Consider the following 14,581-nt stretch of genomic DNA (forward strand, 5'->3'; position numbering starts at 1 on the left):
GTGCTCGGCAGAGGCTCTTCCGGCAACGCCTCTGCCGAGCACGCCTCGGCACTACGTTGCGCTTTTAGAGCGCAGGCAGCACGCCGATCGCTTGCGCGGCAGCTGACTGAAGCCCGGACTGGACCGCCAACCAGCGCCGTGATGAACTGCGCGAGCAGATGCTGGGCTACAGCGGCACGTTCGCTGGGCGTGCCGGGTCGGCCTCCCAACCGGCTGCCCCCCCGGCTTGGCAGGCATTAAGCACACAAGAAAATAATTTTCACGTATTCTCCACCCTTCGCCCCAATAGCCACCCATAATCCTGGGTGATCACGGCAAGAGGTAGGATTCGTGCAGGAAAATTACTTTCATTCCGAAGCAATTCTAGTCGGCAAGGGCCTCCCCAGCGGTGGCCCATGGACACCTGCCTCGATCGCAGCCGCCGCACCTTCGATTCTGGCGGAGCAGCTCAGCCTGCCCGCCGCCGCGCTGAGCGCCTCGGCACTGCAACACAACCTGCGGTGGATGCGTCAGTTTGCACAAGCCTATGGCTGCCATCTGGCGCCACATGGCAAGACCACCATGAGCCCGGCGCTGTTCCGCATGCAACTCGATGCCGGTGCCTGGGGCATCACCCTGGCCACCGCGCCACAGACCGTCGCCGCACATACCGAAGGCGTGCGGCGCGTACTGCTGGCCAACCAGCTGGTCGGCAAGGGCAACTTCGAACTGATTGCCTCCCTGCAGCAGCGTGATCCGGGTTTCTGGTTCGCCTGCGTGGTGGACTCGGCCGCCAATGTGGCCGCGCTGGGCAGCTATTTCAGCGCCCGGGGGCAGCATATCAAGGTGCTGCTTGAGATTGGCCTGGCCGGCGGCCGTACCGGCGTGCGCGATGACGCACAGGCGCAGGCCGTGCTGGACGAAATTGCGCGTTGGCCGGATGCAGTCGCGCTGGTCGGCGTGGAAGTCTACGAAGGTGTCGCCGGCGACGAGGCCGGCGTGCGCGCGATGCTGCAGCGCAGCCTTGCGCAGTGGCAGGCGATCCGCGCCAACGGTGGTTTCCGCCAGTTGCCGGCCATCCTCAGCGGCGCCGGTTCGGCCTGGTTCGACGTGGTCGCCGAAGAATTCTCCGTGCTCGCCAACGATGCGGACGCGCAGATCGTGCTGCGCCCGGGCTGCTATCTCAGCCACGACGTCGGTATCTACCGGCAGGCAGCCGAGCGCATCCATGCCAGCAATCCAGTCGCGCGTGAGATGGGCAGCAGCCTGCAGCCGGCATTGCGGCTGTGGGCTTATGTGCAATCACGCCCAGAGCCGGGCAAGGCAATCATCGCGCTGGGCAAGCGCGATGCTGCCTTCGATGCCGGCTTGCCGGTGCCTGCGCTGCACTATCGCCCCGGCGACGCGGCGCCGAGCAACGCCGCCGCACATTGGAAGGTCACCGCGATGATGGACCAGCACGCCTTCCTCGAACTGCAGACAGACGATGACCTGCAGGTGGGCGACATGCTTTGTTTCGATATTTCCCACCCTTGCCTGACTTTCGACAAATGGCGCCACCTGCTGGTGGTCGATGACGCACACCGCGTCGTCGGCGCTGTTTCCACGCAGTTCTAACCGCTTCCATCGAGCCTGTACGCATGACCGACGGTAATCTGCTGTTGATCTACGCCGCATTGTCGATCCTTGCACTGATCGTGCTGATCGCCCGCTTCCGACTCAATCCCTTTATCAGCGTCACCCTTGTTTCAGTGGGACTGGCGCTGTTTGCCGGCATGCCGGCGCCGGAGATCCTGCCGGCCTACGAGCAAGGCGTCGGCAAGACGCTGGGGCATATCGCACTGATCGTCGCGCTGGGCACCATGCTCGGCAAGATGATGGCCGAGTCCGGCGGTGCCGAGCGCATCGCGCGCACTTTGATCGCCCGTTTCGGCGTCAAGAACGTGCACTGGGCAATGATGCTGATCGCCTTCTGCGTGGGCCTGCCGATCTTCTTCGAAGTCGGTTTCGTGCTGCTGATCCCGATCGTGCTCAATGTCGCCCGTCGCACCGGCGTGCCGCTGCTGCTGGTCGGCCTGCCAATGGTGGCCGGCTTGTCGGTGGTACACGGCCTGGTGCCGCCGCACCCGGCGGCGATGTTGGCCGTGAATGCCTATGGCGCCGATGTCGGCCGCACCGTGTTCTATTCCCTGTTGATCGGTTTGCCGACCGCCGCCGTCGCCGGCCCGATATTCGCCAAGTTCGTCGCGCCACGGGTCAAGCTACCCGCGCACAACCCGATGGAAGCAGCGCTGCTGGACGAAGGCCATGGCCGCATTCCCGACGAGCAGCTGCCCAGCTTCGGCATCACCTTGGCCACCTTGTTGCTGCCTGTAGTTCTGATGCTGCTTGGCGGCTGGGCCGACCAGATCGCAACACCCGGTTCGCCCCTCAACCACGGTCTGCGCTTCATCGGCCACTCGGTGGTGGCGTTGCTGCTGGCGACCTTGATGAGCTTCATCACCTTGGGCCTGATGCGCGGCTTCAGCCGCGAGCAGATCCTCAAGTTCACCCAGGAATGCCTGGCACCGACGGCGGCGATCACCTTGCTGGTCGGTGCCGGTGGCGGCCTCAATGGCATCCTCGTGCATACCGGCGTGGCGGCGGAAATCATCGGCCTGTCGCAGCGCTTCGAGCTGTCGCCGCTGCTGATGGGCTGGACCATGGCCGCGCTGATGCGTATCGCCACCGGCTCGGCAACCGTGGCGATGACCACTGCCTCCGGTATCGTCGCGCCGATTGCCGCGGCTATGGGCTATGCCCACCCGGAACTGCTGGTGCTCGCCACGGGTGCCGGCTCGGTGGTGCTGTCACACGTCAATGACGGTGGCTTCTGGCTGGTGAAGGAATACTTCAACATGACTGTCGCCCAGACCTTCAAGACCTGGACGGTGCTCGAAACCCTTATCTCCGTCATCGCCCTTTCCTTGGTGATGGCCCTGTCCATGGTGCTTTGAACATGTCGCAGAATACGTTCGATATCGTCTATGAGCTGCGCCAGCGCCAGCACGAGTTCAGCCCGGTGGAAGCGCGCATTGCCGCCGCCATCCTCGCCGACGTGGATGCCGCCGCACAGTACGGGGTCAGCGAGCTGGCCGAGCGCGCCGAAGTCAGCGCTGCCGCCATTTCGCGCTTCGCCAAGGCGTTGGGCTGTGAACACGTACGCGAACTACGTGCACGCCTGGCCTCGGCCAGCGCGGTCGGCAAGCGTTTCCTGGAACAGCAGAACGCGCCGCCGGTGTCCGCGCTATACGCGCAGATCTGCGATGACATCCAGGAAAGCCTGCGCCACAACATCGCCAACCTGAAAGAAGACGTGGTGCAGGGACTGGCCGACGCCTTGTGCAAGGCGCGGATGATCCACATCTTCGGTCTGGGCGGCTGCTCCACCGTATTCGCGCAGGAACTGCAGAGCCGGCTGGTGCGCTTCGGCCGCCCGGTCTCGGCCTGCAGCGATGCGCTGATGATGAAGATCATCGGCGCCACGCTGGGTCCGGAAGATCTGGTACTGGTGTTGTCGGTCAGTGGCATCACCCCGGAAATCGTCTCCGCCACCGATATCGCCCGCACTTACGGCGCCCGCATCGGCGCCATCACCCAGGCCGGCACGGCCTTGGCCGAGCGCAGCGACTGGCTGCTGCCGATCCAGATCGAGGAAACGGATTTCGTGTTCAAACCCTCCGCATCGCGCTACGCGATGATGCTGGCTATCGACGTGCTCGCCACCACCACCGCACTCAGCGATGCCAATGCCAACCACGAGCACCTGCGCCGCATCAAGCTGGCGTTGGACCGCCATCGCGGCGGTGATTCACGCCTGCCGCTGGGTGACTGATCCATGCATGATTTCTTGATACGCAATGCCCTGATCTTCGATGGCAGCGACCAGGCCGGTGTGCAGGGTGATGTGGCCATCAATGCCGGGCGCATCGTCGCGGTCGGCCAGCTTGGCGACGCGGCGGCAGCAAATGTGGTTGACGCACAGGGCCTGGCCTTGGCGCCGGGCTTCATCGACGTACATACCCATGATGATCTGGAAGTGATCCGCAACCCAGACATGCTCAGCAAGCTGTCGCAGGGCGTGACCACCGTGGTGGTCGGCAACTGCGGCATCAGCGCCAGCCCGGTGCAGATCCGCGATCAGGTGCCGGACCCGATGAACCTGCTGGGTGATGCCGAGGATTTCCGCTATGCGGATTTCGCCAGCTATCGCAGCGCCGTCGAAAGTGTCGGCCCAGCGGTGAATGTGGCCGCACTGGTCGGTCATACCGCCTTGCGCCAGAACCATATGGACAGGCTGGACCGCGCTGCCAGCGCGGATGAAATCAACGCGATGCGCGCGCAGCTACGCGACAGCCTCGCGCACGGCGCATTGGGCCTGAGCAGCGGCCTGGCCTATGCATCGGCCTTCAGCGCGCCGTCCGCGGAAGTGGATGCGCTGGCTGCCGAGTTACCACGCAACGGGCTGTATGCCACCCACTTGCGCGATGAATTCGGCGGCATCCTCAATGCGATGGAAGAAGCCTTCCATGCCGCACGCGCGCCGCAGGCAGCGGTGCGCGTCTCGCACCTGAAGTGCGCCGGCATCGACAATTGGGGCCGCAGTGGCGAGGTGCTGGCCAGCCTTCACGCCGCCTCGGCCACCCAGGATGTCGCCTGTGACTGCTATCCGTACGCCGCCAGCGCCTCGACCCTGGACCTGAAACAGGTCACCGATGCCTTCGACATCCTGATCACCTGGTCCGAGCCCGAGCCCAGCCAGGGCGGTCGCCTGCTGGCGGCGATCGCCGCCGACTGGAATGTGTCGCTGCTGGATGCCGCGATCCGCCTGCAACCCGCCGGTGCGGTCTACCACGGCATGGACGAAGCCGACGTGCGCCAGATCCTTGCCCACCCGCTGACCATGATCGGCTCCGATGGCTTGCCGCGCGATCCGCGCCCGCATCCGCGGCTATGGGGCACCTTCCCGCGCGTGCTCGGCCATTACGCCCGCGATGAGCAGTTGTTCCCGCTGCATACCGCCGTGCACAAGATGACCGGCCTGCCGGCGTCGCGCTTCGCCATGGGCGCGCGCGGCTTCATCCGTGCCGGCTGGCACGCCGACCTGGTGCTGTTTGACCCGGCACGGGTACGCGACACCGCCAGCTTCCACGACCCGATCCGCGCTGCCGATGGCATCAACGCAGTCTGGGTCAACGGCTACCTGAGCTACGACGGCAAACAGGTCGTTGCCCGCGCCGGCCGTTTTGTCTGCCCCGAGGCTGCACCAGCAGCCTGAGTTGCTACCGCTCTACCCAAATAAGGAATACCGATGAGTGACATCAAACGCTATGGCGCCGAAGGCGGCGTTGGCCAAGGCAAGCAGCACATGCCGTTCTCGCGCGCGGTCGAAGCCGACGGCTGGCTGTTCGTATCCGGACAGGTACCGATGCGCGACGGCGAGCTGGTGGCGGGCACCGTGACCGAGCAATCGCATGTGGTCATCGGCAACGTGCTGCAGATTCTGGCAGAAGCCGGCTACGGCCCCGAGCATGTCGTGCGCTGCGGTGTGTGGCTGGACGACGCCCGTGATTTCTACGCCTTCAATGGCGTGTTCAAACATTACTTCGGCGAAAACCCGCCGGCCCGCGCCTGCGTCGAAAGCCGCATGGTGGTGGATTGCAAGGTGGAAGTGGACTGCGTGGCCTACAAGCGTCCGCCGCGCGACTGATGCACCCGCAATGTCCGGCTGGGGCACGCTTCACTGTAGTGCCGAGCCATGCTCGGCTGGTGCTTTATCGAGAAAGCCTCTGCCGAGCATGGCTCGGCACTACCGTGCTGACCGACGCCGTTGTGGTGGCGGCGTAAGCCGCGAAGCTGACCACCCCGGTAGCAAGCTGCCAGTTGCAATTGCCAAATCGCCTGAAGCCCCAACTTTACTGGCCTCGCGGCTCACGCCGCTCCTGCAAAAGAGCCGCCAAAGCCCAGCCAGTGCCAATAGGCCCGGTTGCTATTGTGCGTAAGGAACGACAAAGTTCGCCCTTCGCTGGTGTAAGGTCCCCACCCCTATGATTCAACTTGACGCCGTACAGACGGTCGCCTTCGCGGGCTTGACCCTGTTCGCCGGCTACGCATTGTGCCGTGCCATCCCGTTTTTCCGCCGCTACAACCTGCCTGAACCGGTGATTGGCGGCTTGCTGGTGGCATTGGCCGTATGGTGGGCACATGGTCAGCAGACCACCCTGTTCACACTCGACACCACCCTCAAGACACCGCTGATGGTGGCGTTCTTCACCACGCTCGGCATCAACGCCAGCGTGCGGCTGCTGCGGGTCAGCGGCAAACAGGTGATGCTGTTCCTGCTGATCGGCAGCATCTTCGCGGTGCTGCAGAACCTGATCGGCATCAGCGTAGCCAAGATGTTCGGCCTGAACCCGATGTTCGGCGTGCTGGCCGGCTCGGCCACGCTGACCGGCGGCCCGGCCACCGGCCTGGCCTTTGCTGGGCATTTCGAGCAGGCCGGTCTGGTCGGCGCGGAAAGCCTGGCGGTGACGGCGGCAATGGCCGGCATCATCTGCGGCGGCCTGGTTGGCGGCCCGGTGATCACCGTGCTGATGCAACGCTTCAAGGTGCAGCATCCCAGCCAGAAGGCGACCGGTTCGCAACTGGGCGAGGACGAAGCAGTAACCGTGCGCTACCCCAGCGAGTCGGCACGTGAGTTCGACGCGCTCAAGAGCATCGTCGTTCTGCTGATGGCGATGTGGCTGGGCGTCTGGGTGGGCAAGGGCTTCGAAGGCATCGGCCTGACCCTGCCGACCTATATCGGCGCGATGCTGGTTGGTGCTGTGATCCGCAACATCGATGACTACACCGGCTGGATCAAGCTGTCGGTACCGACCACTGACCTGATCGGCAATATCAGCCTGGCCTTGTTCCTGGCCATCGCGCTGATGGATCTCAAACTCTGGGAATTGGCTGGCATGGGCCTGCCGCTGCTGGTCAACCTGATCATCCAGGTATCGGTGGTAGCGCTGTTCGCGGTGCCGATCTACTGGTTGATGGGCCGTGACTACGACGCGGCGGTAATGGGTGGCGGCTTTATCGGCTTCATGCTCGGCACCACCGCCAACGCGATGGCGGTGATGCGGCGGCTGGCACAGCGCTACGGGCCGGCGCCGCGCGCCTTCCTGGTGGCACCGTTGGTGGGCGCGTTCTTCATCGACTTCATCAATGCGCTGATCATCACCGGCTTCCTCAACTTCTGGCCGCACTAAGCTACCGGTTCCGTGCGCCATATCCGTGCCTTGTGCGCGGGTTGGCGCGACAATTCCGCCTCACCTGCCCCGTGCTGTTTCTCTGATGACATCCAACGCTGCGCCTGAACTTTCTTCCCGCCATGACCTGGTCGTCATCGGCGCTGGGGTGGTGGGTTTGGCCACTGCCTATGCCGCTGCGAAGCGCGGCTGCTCGGTGCTGCTGCTGGACCGCAACACAGGGCCTGCGCTGGGCACTTCGTTCGCAAATGGCGCACAGCTCAGCTATGCGTACACCGACGCGATGGCTGGCCCAACAACCTGGGCGCAGCTGCCGGAAATGGCGTTCGGCCGTAACGGTCCCTTCCGCACCCGCTGGTCGGCGGATCCGGATTTCCTGCGCTGGGGTCTGGCTTTCCTGCGGCAGGCCAGCAGCGGCGGCTTGCATCGCAATACCCTGGCCACGCTGGAACTGGCGCTGGAATCGCGCACTGCCATGCAGGCCCTGTTGCAGCAGCACCCGATCGATTTCGACCACGAGATCTCCGGCAAGCTGCACGTGTACCCCTCGGTCGAAGGCATGCAGGGTGCTGCCGCGATGATCGCGCTCAAACGCGTCAGTGGCGTGCAGCAACGACTGGTCGATGCCGCCGAAGCCGCTGCCATCGAACCGGCACTCAGCGGTGCGCGGTGGTTGGCTGGCGGCGTCTACTCGCCCGAGGAGGAAGCTGGCGACCCCTACCGCTTCAGCCACGGCTTGTTGCAGGTGCTGCAGCAGCAGTACGGCGTACAGGCCGGGTTTGGTTTCGATACGCAGTCACTGCACCGTGCGGAGGGACAATGGCAGTTGCGGGCCCGCGACGGCCGCAAGCTACAGGCAGCGCGCGTACTGGTCTGCGCTGGCATCGACAGCCCTGCCCTGCTCAAACCCTTGCGCCTGCGCATGCCAGTGATGTCGATCAAGGGCTATTCCTTCACCGCACCGTTGGGCAGCAATGCACCCAGGGTCAGCATCACCGACACCAAGCGCAAACTGGTGTTCTGCCGCCTTGGCGAGCGCATCCGCGTTGCCGGACTGGCTGATCTCAACGATTGGAATCCCGCGCCCGAACCGGCGCGGTTGGCAACACTGATCGCACAGGCACGCGCCTCGCTGCCTGAAGCCGCTGACTACGATCACATTGAAAGCAGTTGGGCCGGGCTGCGCCCGGTCACGCCATGGACCTCGCCGATCATCAAGAACCTCGGCGATGGCCTGGCCTGCAACATCGGCCACGGCATGCTTGGCTGGACACTGGCGATGGGCAGTGGCGAGCGCGCGGTACAGCAGTTGTTGGACACGCCCTGATCCGACTCAGGTTTCGCTGATCTGGTCCATGCGGATGCGGTTGGCAAACAGCGAGAACGCCAACGCGCCGGCAAGGCCATTGGCGCGGTTGATCCACTGCGGCAGCCAACGTGGCGCTGCCAATACACCAGCCTCGAACAGCGGCGTCAATGCCACCGCATCGCCCAGCGTCATCTTGCCGGCGAACAACCAGCGGCAGGTCTGCAGCTTTTCATCGCGCAACATCTGCCGGAAGAAGGTGTGCACCGAGACCAGCCCGCGCAGGTAGACGGTGTCCTTGGTGAAAGCAGAACCACCGCTGGTAGGCACGCCACGGAACACGCGTTGTGCCGAAGAAAAGCTCTCCTCGCCAGTCTGCCCGGCAGCGCGGAAGTAGTTGAATACTTCGATGAAGTCGGCACCATCGCGCGCCATCGCAATCGCCTCGATACGCAGGCTGATGCGCTTGAGCCGCTGGATGTCGATGCTGCCGGTGATCTGCTCGGCAAACGTAGCCAGGCCTTCCTGGGTCGCGGTGATGCGCGGCGAGGACAGCGCGAGGCTGGGCAACACCACCTGATCGCGGCCGTTGAGCGCGGTCAGCGAATGCACCAGCGCTTCATGGTGATAGAGCTGCGCACGGTCGTAGGCACTGAACGTTGCGCGGGTACGCAGACGGATGCGGGTTGCGCCGGCAGCAGCCTTGGCAATCAGTTCCGGGTCCAGCTCAACGGTGATCATGCGCCCGGCGAAGAATTCATCCAGATCGCTCTGCAGCATCAGCTGCAAGGCTGTGGCCGATACCGGCACCTGTTCTTCCGGCGCCAGCAGCTCGTGGTCCAGTTCCTGCGCGATCTGGATGAAGTGCCGTGCTGCGTCGCGCGTGGTCGGCCCATTACCCGGCATCGGTTGCTCGGGCACGCCGAACAGCTGGGTGGAATAGTCGTCCACAGCGCGCGTGCCCAGGCCTTCCAACAGGCTGGCGGCCAGATCCCAGCTGCGCGCCGAATCCTGGATGTAACTGCCCAGGGGATGGCTTGCGTCCACCGCTTCCATCACCGCCGCCAACTCGCGCCGCGTTTCGTTGAAGTCGAGCTTGGGATAGTCCACCTGCGGCAACAGCGGGTTGCCACGCGCCACGCTTTCCAGAAACGGGGCCTGCGTATTGGCCGGCCAGCTGGTCAGGCTCAGCAGACGGATGCCTTTGACCGCCGCCACCATCCGCGCATCCAGCGCTGCGTGATGGCTGATGGCTGGATCGTTGTGGGTACCAACTGCGGCCATGCCTGCCTCGTTCAAATCAGATAGCAAAACGCAGGGATCAAGCTCGTTGTAGGAGCGTCGCTGGGTGTCCTCGGGCCATAAGCCGCGAAGGCACAACCGCATCAGCGCCGCTTGCCTTTGTTTATCGGCCGCCATTGCGCACCGCGCCCGCTGTGTTTGCGCTCGGTGGCCTGCTCAGCCTGACGCTGGGCAAGTTTGGCAGCGGCCTGCGCCACTTCCTCGCGCAGCTTGAGGTAGCTCTCCAGCCGGCTCTCGTCGATGTCGCCGCGCTCGATGGCTTCCTGCACTGCGCAACCCGGTTCGCTGTGGTGTGAGCAATCGCGGAACTTGCATTGCGTGGTCAGCTCTTCGATATCGGCAAAACCGCCTTCAGCCAGGGTCTCCTCGCCGGTCGGCTTGAGCTCACGCATGCCGGGCGTGTCAATCAGACAGGCACCGTAAGGCAGCGGCATCAGCGCACGATGGGTGGTGGTGTGGCGGCCGCGCGAGTCATTGCTGCGCACTTCATTGGTCTTCATCCGGTCCTCGCCCAACAGCGTGTTGGTCAAGGTGGATTTGCCGGCACCGGACGAACCCACCAGCACCACGGTGTTGCCCGGGCCCAGCCACGGCAGCAGGGCGGAGACGCTTTCCGGGTCCTTGCCATTGATCGCCAGCAGCGGAATCTGCTGTGCGGCCAGGTCTTCCAGCACCGCCAGCGCGTCCTCGCTGTACTCGGTCTGGTCGGCCTTGGTCAGCACCACCACCGGCGACGCGCCACCACCACCGACCAGCAGCAGATAACGCTCGATGCGGCGCGGATTGAAGTCAGCATCAAGGCCGCAGACGATGAACACCGTATCGATGTTGGCCGCGATCACCTGCTGGTGATAGTGCTCACCGGCGGCACCACGCTTGATCGAGGTATGCCGCGGCAGCAGCGCAACGATGCGCTTGCCGTCCAGCAGCACCCAATCACCAACCGCCGCACGCTCATGGCTGGGGAAGCGCGGACGCTGCCACTCCGGTGGCGATTCTGTCTTGAGGCTGTTATCGGGCGCATCGGCGACCACGTAGCCGGAACGGTGCTGTTCGATCACCCGCCCCGGGCGCGCCTGCGGGTGGGCGGCAAAGGCGTCCTGCCATTGCGGGTCCTCGGGAGCACCGGGCCAGGGCCAGCCGATATGGCGCAGCGAATCGAAGTCGATGGAATCAGTCATTGGGGGATTCTACCGGGGTGGAGCTTGGCGCCGGGAATATGGCTTGGTCAGGGCGAGAACCAAGGCAGATCAAGAGCCTCCCTCCCCAACCCTCCCTTGCCTGCGGCAAAGGGAGGGAGCCAAACGCCCCCTCCCTTGCGCGTAGCGCAGGGGAGGGTTGGGGAGGGGTGCCGTTGCCCTTGCTTGAACGCTTGCTTTTACCTGCAACCGATCCCCACTCCAGGCCCCCTGCTACCGGCCCGCAAACCCCCGCCCCGCAGCGCAACAATTCGGCTACCATGCGATGTCCATGCCCTTGATGGCCCTGAGAAAATGTCAAGCCCTGCCAAACCGCTAGCCACCCGTGAACGCCTGTCCGAAGTCCGCTACGAAATCCGTGGTGAACTGGCCCGACGAGCGCGGGAGTTGGAGGCCCAGGGCCGCAAGCTCATCAAGCTCAATATCGGCAACCCCGGCGCGTTCGGGTTCCGCGCGCCTGCGCACCTGCAGCACGCCATCGCCGATGACATGGGCCGTACGGATCCCTACACCCACCAGCAGGGTCTGCCAGTCGCACGTGAAGCCATTGCCGCCGCCTACGCGCGTCGTGGTGCGCCCGATGCCGTGGCTGACCGCGTGTTCCTGGGCAATGGCGTGTCCGAGCTGATCGACCTGTCGCTGCGCGCCCTGCTCAACCCGGGCGATGAAGTGCTGGTGCCCTCGCCGGATTACCCGCTGTGGTCGGCCGCCACCATCCTCAACGACGGCCGCCCGGTGTATTACCGCTGCCGTCCGGAAAACGGCTTCCTGCCCGATCCGGTGGAGATGGAAGCGCTGGTGTCCTCGCGCACCCGCGCCATCGTGCTGATCAACCCGAACAACCCAGTCGGCGCCAGCTACCCGCGTGAGCTGCTGGAAAAAATCGTCGCCATTGCCCGCAAGCACAACCTGTTGCTGCTGGTGGACGAAATCTACGACCAGATCCTGTACGACGGCACGCAATTCCAGCCGGTCGCACCACTGGCCGGCGATCACCCCTGCCTGACCTTCAGCGGCCTGAGCAAGGTGCACCGCGCCTGCGGTTGGCGCGTGGGCTGGATGCTGCTGTCGGGTGCCGGTGAGCAGTTGGGTGAATTCCGCGCTGCGCTCGACCTGCTCAGCGCGCTGCGCCTGTGTGCCAACGTGCCGGGCCAGTACGCCATTGAAGCCGCAGTCAACGGCCCGGACACCATTTCCGAACTGTGCAGCCCCGGTGGCCGCCTGTACGAAACCCGCCGCGCGGTGATCGAGGCCTGCGAGGCCTGCGAGCATCTGTCGCTGGTGGTGCCATCAGGCGCGCTGTATGCCTTCCCGGCAGTCGTCGGCCCGGCCGCACAGGGCTTTGACGACCACGACTTCGCCCTGCAGCTGATGGAAGAAGAAGGCGTGCTGGTAGTGCCCGGTTCCAGCTTCAACGTGCCCTACCGCAACCACTTCCGCGTGACCCTGTTGCCTGAGGCCAGCGTGATGCGCGAGGTCTTCGGTCGCATCGACAAGCTGCTCAGCCGGCGTGCCGAAGCGGTCACCAAGGTTGTGCAGCTCAAGCCGCGCAGTGCGGTGGGCTGATTGGCCTTGATCAGCGAGACCGCAGCCATTTCCACGTCTTACCTGGCGCTGGGCGACTCCTACACCATCGGTGAGGGCGTGGCCCAAGCCGGTACCTGGCCGTTCCAGCTCGCCGCCGCGCTACGCGCACAAGGCATCGTGCTGGACGACCCGCAGGTCATCGCCACCACCGGCTGGACCACCGACGAGCTGGCTGCCGCCATCGACGCCGAAGCCCCGCAAGGGCCGTACGCACTGGTGAGCCTGCTGATCGGGGTCAACAACCAATACCGCGGACGGCCGCTGGCCGAGTACCGGCAGCAATTCGAACAACTGCTGCAGCGCGCGATCGCCCTGGCTGGTGAAGACCCGCGCCGAGTGCTGGTGCTGTCCACGCCGGACTGGGGCTTCACCCCGTACGCGCAGCAGAACGGTCGCGATGCGGCCCAGGTTGCCCGCGAAATCGACGATTTCAACGCCGCCGCGCAGGCCTGCTGCGGCGATTACGGCGTGGCATTCGTCGATATCACCCCGACCAGCCGCGACGGTGGTGAAACGGTGGAAATGCTGGCCGATGATGGCCTGCATCCTTCGGCTGCCATGTACGGGCGCTGGGCAGAGCTGGCGCTGCCGGTCGCGGCCGGGCTGCTCAAGCCAGCATCGGCCGCTTGAACCGCCCGCAAGCCACCCCGGCCATGGCCGGCGAACGGGCGCGCGCGATTGCCCAGGCCTTCGCGCCACGGCAGTTCTGGGGCCATCGCGGCGACTATTACTACGCCTTGCTGAAGTTGCGCAGCGACCCGCTCTACCCGGGCGTGCTCGACGCGCTGCGCGGCAGCAGCGCGCCACTGCTCGACATGGGCTGCGGGCTGGGCCTGTTGGCCCATGCACTACGCCAGGATGGTCAGCGCATGGCCTATCTGGGCGTGGACAGCGACACCTCCAAGATCCAACGCGCCAGCACCGCCGCCAGCAGCACCAACCTGAACGACACCAGCTTCGCCGCCATTGATCTGCTGGCAGCGCTACCGGCCCATCAGGGCAATGTCGCCATTCTCGACGTGCTGCAATACCTGCCTGCAGCCGCCCAACCCGGCCTGCTGCAGCGCGCAGCGGCAATGTTGAGTGCCGATGCACGACTGGTGATCCGCATGACCGTGGCTGACGGCAGCCGCCGCAGCGGCGTCTCACGGGTGGCCGACCGCGCCGCCAACCTGATTGGCTGGATGCGCTCGCGCCCGCGCGACTACCTGGACGTGGACGCTGTACGTGTCCATTTGCAGCAGGCCGGGCTGACCGTCAGCCTCACCCCGCTGTACGGCAACACCCCATTCAACAACTGGCTGCTGGTCGCCCAACGCGGTTGAACCACGGTCAAGCCGTTTGCACCGATAATGGTGCCATTCCCTGCCGGCCCAACCGGGCTGGCGCAGCAACGAGATTCCCGTGAAGAAGACCTATAGCCTCGCCATCGAAGGCAAGCACCCCGACCGCCTGCTGGAAGCCAGTAAGCACGACATCCGCAAGTACACCAAGCGTGAGCGCGGCAAGGCACTGCCGGCCGGTGCCGATTCCTGGGGTTTCGACAGCAAGCTCGGCGTGGACGAAGCCTCGGCCAAGCCGGTGGGATATGACGAGCTGTTCCGCGCAATCGACGCGCTGGTAGCTGCTGGCAACACCCAGTTCTACGTCGAAGTGGTGAGCAAGACGGCCAAGCGCAGCCCGCGCCCGGTAGCCGACGCAGCCCCGGCAGCAGAAACCGATTTCGAAGATTGATCGCGCAAGCCCCTTGGCCGCAGGCAAAAGGGGCTTGTTGTAGTGCCGAGCCATGCTCGGCAGAAGCTTTCCCGGCAATGCCGGTGTAGTGCCGAGCCATGCTCGGCAGAAGCTTTCCCAGCAATGCCGGTGTTGTGCCGAGCCATGCTCGGCATGGGGCTTTCCCGGTAAGGCCTCTGCCG

At 64.9% G+C, this 14,581-nt stretch carries 13 protein-coding genes; 11 read left to right on the forward strand and 2 right to left on the reverse strand.

Annotation, left to right across the window (positions count from 1 at the left end; all coding sequences use genetic code 11):
- Nucleotides 1–330 precede the first annotated feature (330 nt).
- From ACVOK8_RS17795 to ACVOK8_RS17825, 7 genes are all read left to right on the forward strand, one after another.
- On the forward strand, nucleotides 331–1,596 hold the full coding sequence (locus ACVOK8_RS17795) for an amino acid deaminase (protein WP_481567985.1): 1,266 nt from the start codon (nucleotides 331–333) through the stop codon (nucleotides 1,594–1,596).
- Between the two features lie 23 nt (nucleotides 1,597–1,619).
- Nucleotides 1,620–2,975, forward strand: coding sequence for a GntT/GntP/DsdX family permease (locus tag ACVOK8_RS17800; RefSeq protein ID WP_481536888.1), 1,356 nt, complete (start codon nucleotides 1,620–1,622; stop codon nucleotides 2,973–2,975).
- Between the two features lie 2 nt (nucleotides 2,976–2,977).
- The gene (locus tag ACVOK8_RS17805) at nucleotides 2,978–3,853 is read left to right on the forward strand and encodes a MurR/RpiR family transcriptional regulator (protein WP_481567986.1); all 876 of its coding nucleotides are present in this window, start codon (nucleotides 2,978–2,980) and stop codon (nucleotides 3,851–3,853) included.
- Between the two features lie 3 nt (nucleotides 3,854–3,856).
- Nucleotides 3,857–5,296, forward strand: coding sequence for an N-acyl-D-amino-acid deacylase family protein (locus ACVOK8_RS17810; RefSeq protein ID WP_481567987.1), 1,440 nt, complete (start codon nucleotides 3,857–3,859; stop codon nucleotides 5,294–5,296).
- Between the two features lie 33 nt (nucleotides 5,297–5,329).
- On the forward strand, nucleotides 5,330–5,728 hold the full coding sequence (locus tag ACVOK8_RS17815; RefSeq protein ID WP_481567988.1) for a RidA family protein: 399 nt from the start codon (nucleotides 5,330–5,332) through the stop codon (nucleotides 5,726–5,728).
- A gap of 337 nt (nucleotides 5,729–6,065) precedes the next feature.
- The gene (gltS, locus tag ACVOK8_RS17820; RefSeq protein WP_481567989.1) at nucleotides 6,066–7,271 is read left to right on the forward strand and encodes a sodium/glutamate symporter; all 1,206 of its coding nucleotides are present in this window, start codon (nucleotides 6,066–6,068) and stop codon (nucleotides 7,269–7,271) included.
- 85 nt (nucleotides 7,272–7,356) lie between these two features.
- Complete coding sequence (locus tag ACVOK8_RS17825) at nucleotides 7,357–8,598, forward strand: FAD-dependent oxidoreductase (RefSeq protein ID WP_481567990.1); 1,242 nt, start codon at nucleotides 7,357–7,359, stop codon at nucleotides 8,596–8,598.
- A 6-nt stretch (nucleotides 8,599–8,604) separates the two neighbouring features.
- Here the strand turns inward: ACVOK8_RS17825 and ACVOK8_RS17830 are convergent, their stop codons facing one another.
- Entirely contained in the window at nucleotides 8,605–9,861 is a 1,257-nt protein-coding gene (locus tag ACVOK8_RS17830) for a flavohemoglobin expression-modulating QEGLA motif protein (RefSeq protein ID WP_481567991.1), read from the reverse strand.
- A 101-nt stretch (nucleotides 9,862–9,962) separates the two neighbouring features.
- A complete protein-coding gene (rsgA, locus tag ACVOK8_RS17835) occupies nucleotides 9,963–11,060 on the reverse strand; it encodes a ribosome small subunit-dependent GTPase A (protein ID WP_481567992.1) in 1,098 nt (365 codons plus the stop codon).
- A 312-nt stretch (nucleotides 11,061–11,372) separates the two neighbouring features.
- Here rsgA and ACVOK8_RS17840 point away from each other — a divergent pair, with 312 nt between their 5' ends.
- From ACVOK8_RS17840 to ACVOK8_RS17855, 4 genes are all read left to right on the forward strand, one after another.
- Nucleotides 11,373–12,644, forward strand: coding sequence for a pyridoxal phosphate-dependent aminotransferase (locus ACVOK8_RS17840; protein ID WP_481567993.1), 1,272 nt, complete (start codon nucleotides 11,373–11,375; stop codon nucleotides 12,642–12,644).
- Between the two features lie 27 nt (nucleotides 12,645–12,671).
- Entirely contained in the window at nucleotides 12,672–13,295 is a 624-nt protein-coding gene (locus ACVOK8_RS17845) for an SGNH/GDSL hydrolase family protein (protein ID WP_481567994.1), read from the forward strand.
- A gap of 23 nt (nucleotides 13,296–13,318) precedes the next feature.
- Complete coding sequence (locus ACVOK8_RS17850) at nucleotides 13,319–13,990, forward strand: class I SAM-dependent methyltransferase (protein WP_481567995.1); 672 nt, start codon at nucleotides 13,319–13,321, stop codon at nucleotides 13,988–13,990.
- A 79-nt stretch (nucleotides 13,991–14,069) separates the two neighbouring features.
- Nucleotides 14,070–14,399, forward strand: coding sequence for a DUF6172 family protein (locus ACVOK8_RS17855; protein ID WP_481510765.1), 330 nt, complete (start codon nucleotides 14,070–14,072; stop codon nucleotides 14,397–14,399).
- Nucleotides 14,400–14,581 lie beyond the last annotated feature (182 nt).

This window comes from Stenotrophomonas sp. STEN083 (assembly GCF_056759195.1).

Bases quoted from the DNA above. Each gene is read 5' to 3' on its own strand.
- ACVOK8_RS17800 (WP_481536888.1), top strand. From the start codon at position 1,620: ATGACCGACGGTAATCTGCTGTTGATCTACGCCGCATTGTCGATCCTT.
- ACVOK8_RS17805 (WP_481567986.1), top strand. From the start codon at position 2,978: ATGTCGCAGAATACGTTCGATATCGTCTATGAGCTGCGCCAGCGCCAG.
- ACVOK8_RS17810 (WP_481567987.1), top strand. From the start codon at position 3,857: ATGCATGATTTCTTGATACGCAATGCCCTGATCTTCGATGGCAGCGAC.
- ACVOK8_RS17815 (WP_481567988.1), top strand. From the start codon at position 5,330: ATGAGTGACATCAAACGCTATGGCGCCGAAGGCGGCGTTGGCCAAGGC.
- gltS (WP_481567989.1), top strand. From the start codon at position 6,066: ATGATTCAACTTGACGCCGTACAGACGGTCGCCTTCGCGGGCTTGACC.
- ACVOK8_RS17825 (WP_481567990.1), top strand. From the start codon at position 7,357: ATGACATCCAACGCTGCGCCTGAACTTTCTTCCCGCCATGACCTGGTC.
- ACVOK8_RS17830 (WP_481567991.1), bottom strand. From the start codon at position 9,861: ATGGCCGCAGTTGGTACCCACAACGATCCAGCCATCAGCCATCACGCA.
- rsgA (WP_481567992.1), bottom strand. From the start codon at position 11,060: ATGACTGATTCCATCGACTTCGATTCGCTGCGCCATATCGGCTGGCCC.
- ACVOK8_RS17840 (WP_481567993.1), top strand. From the start codon at position 11,373: ATGTCAAGCCCTGCCAAACCGCTAGCCACCCGTGAACGCCTGTCCGAA.
- ACVOK8_RS17850 (WP_481567995.1), top strand. From the start codon at position 13,319: ATGGCCGGCGAACGGGCGCGCGCGATTGCCCAGGCCTTCGCGCCACGG.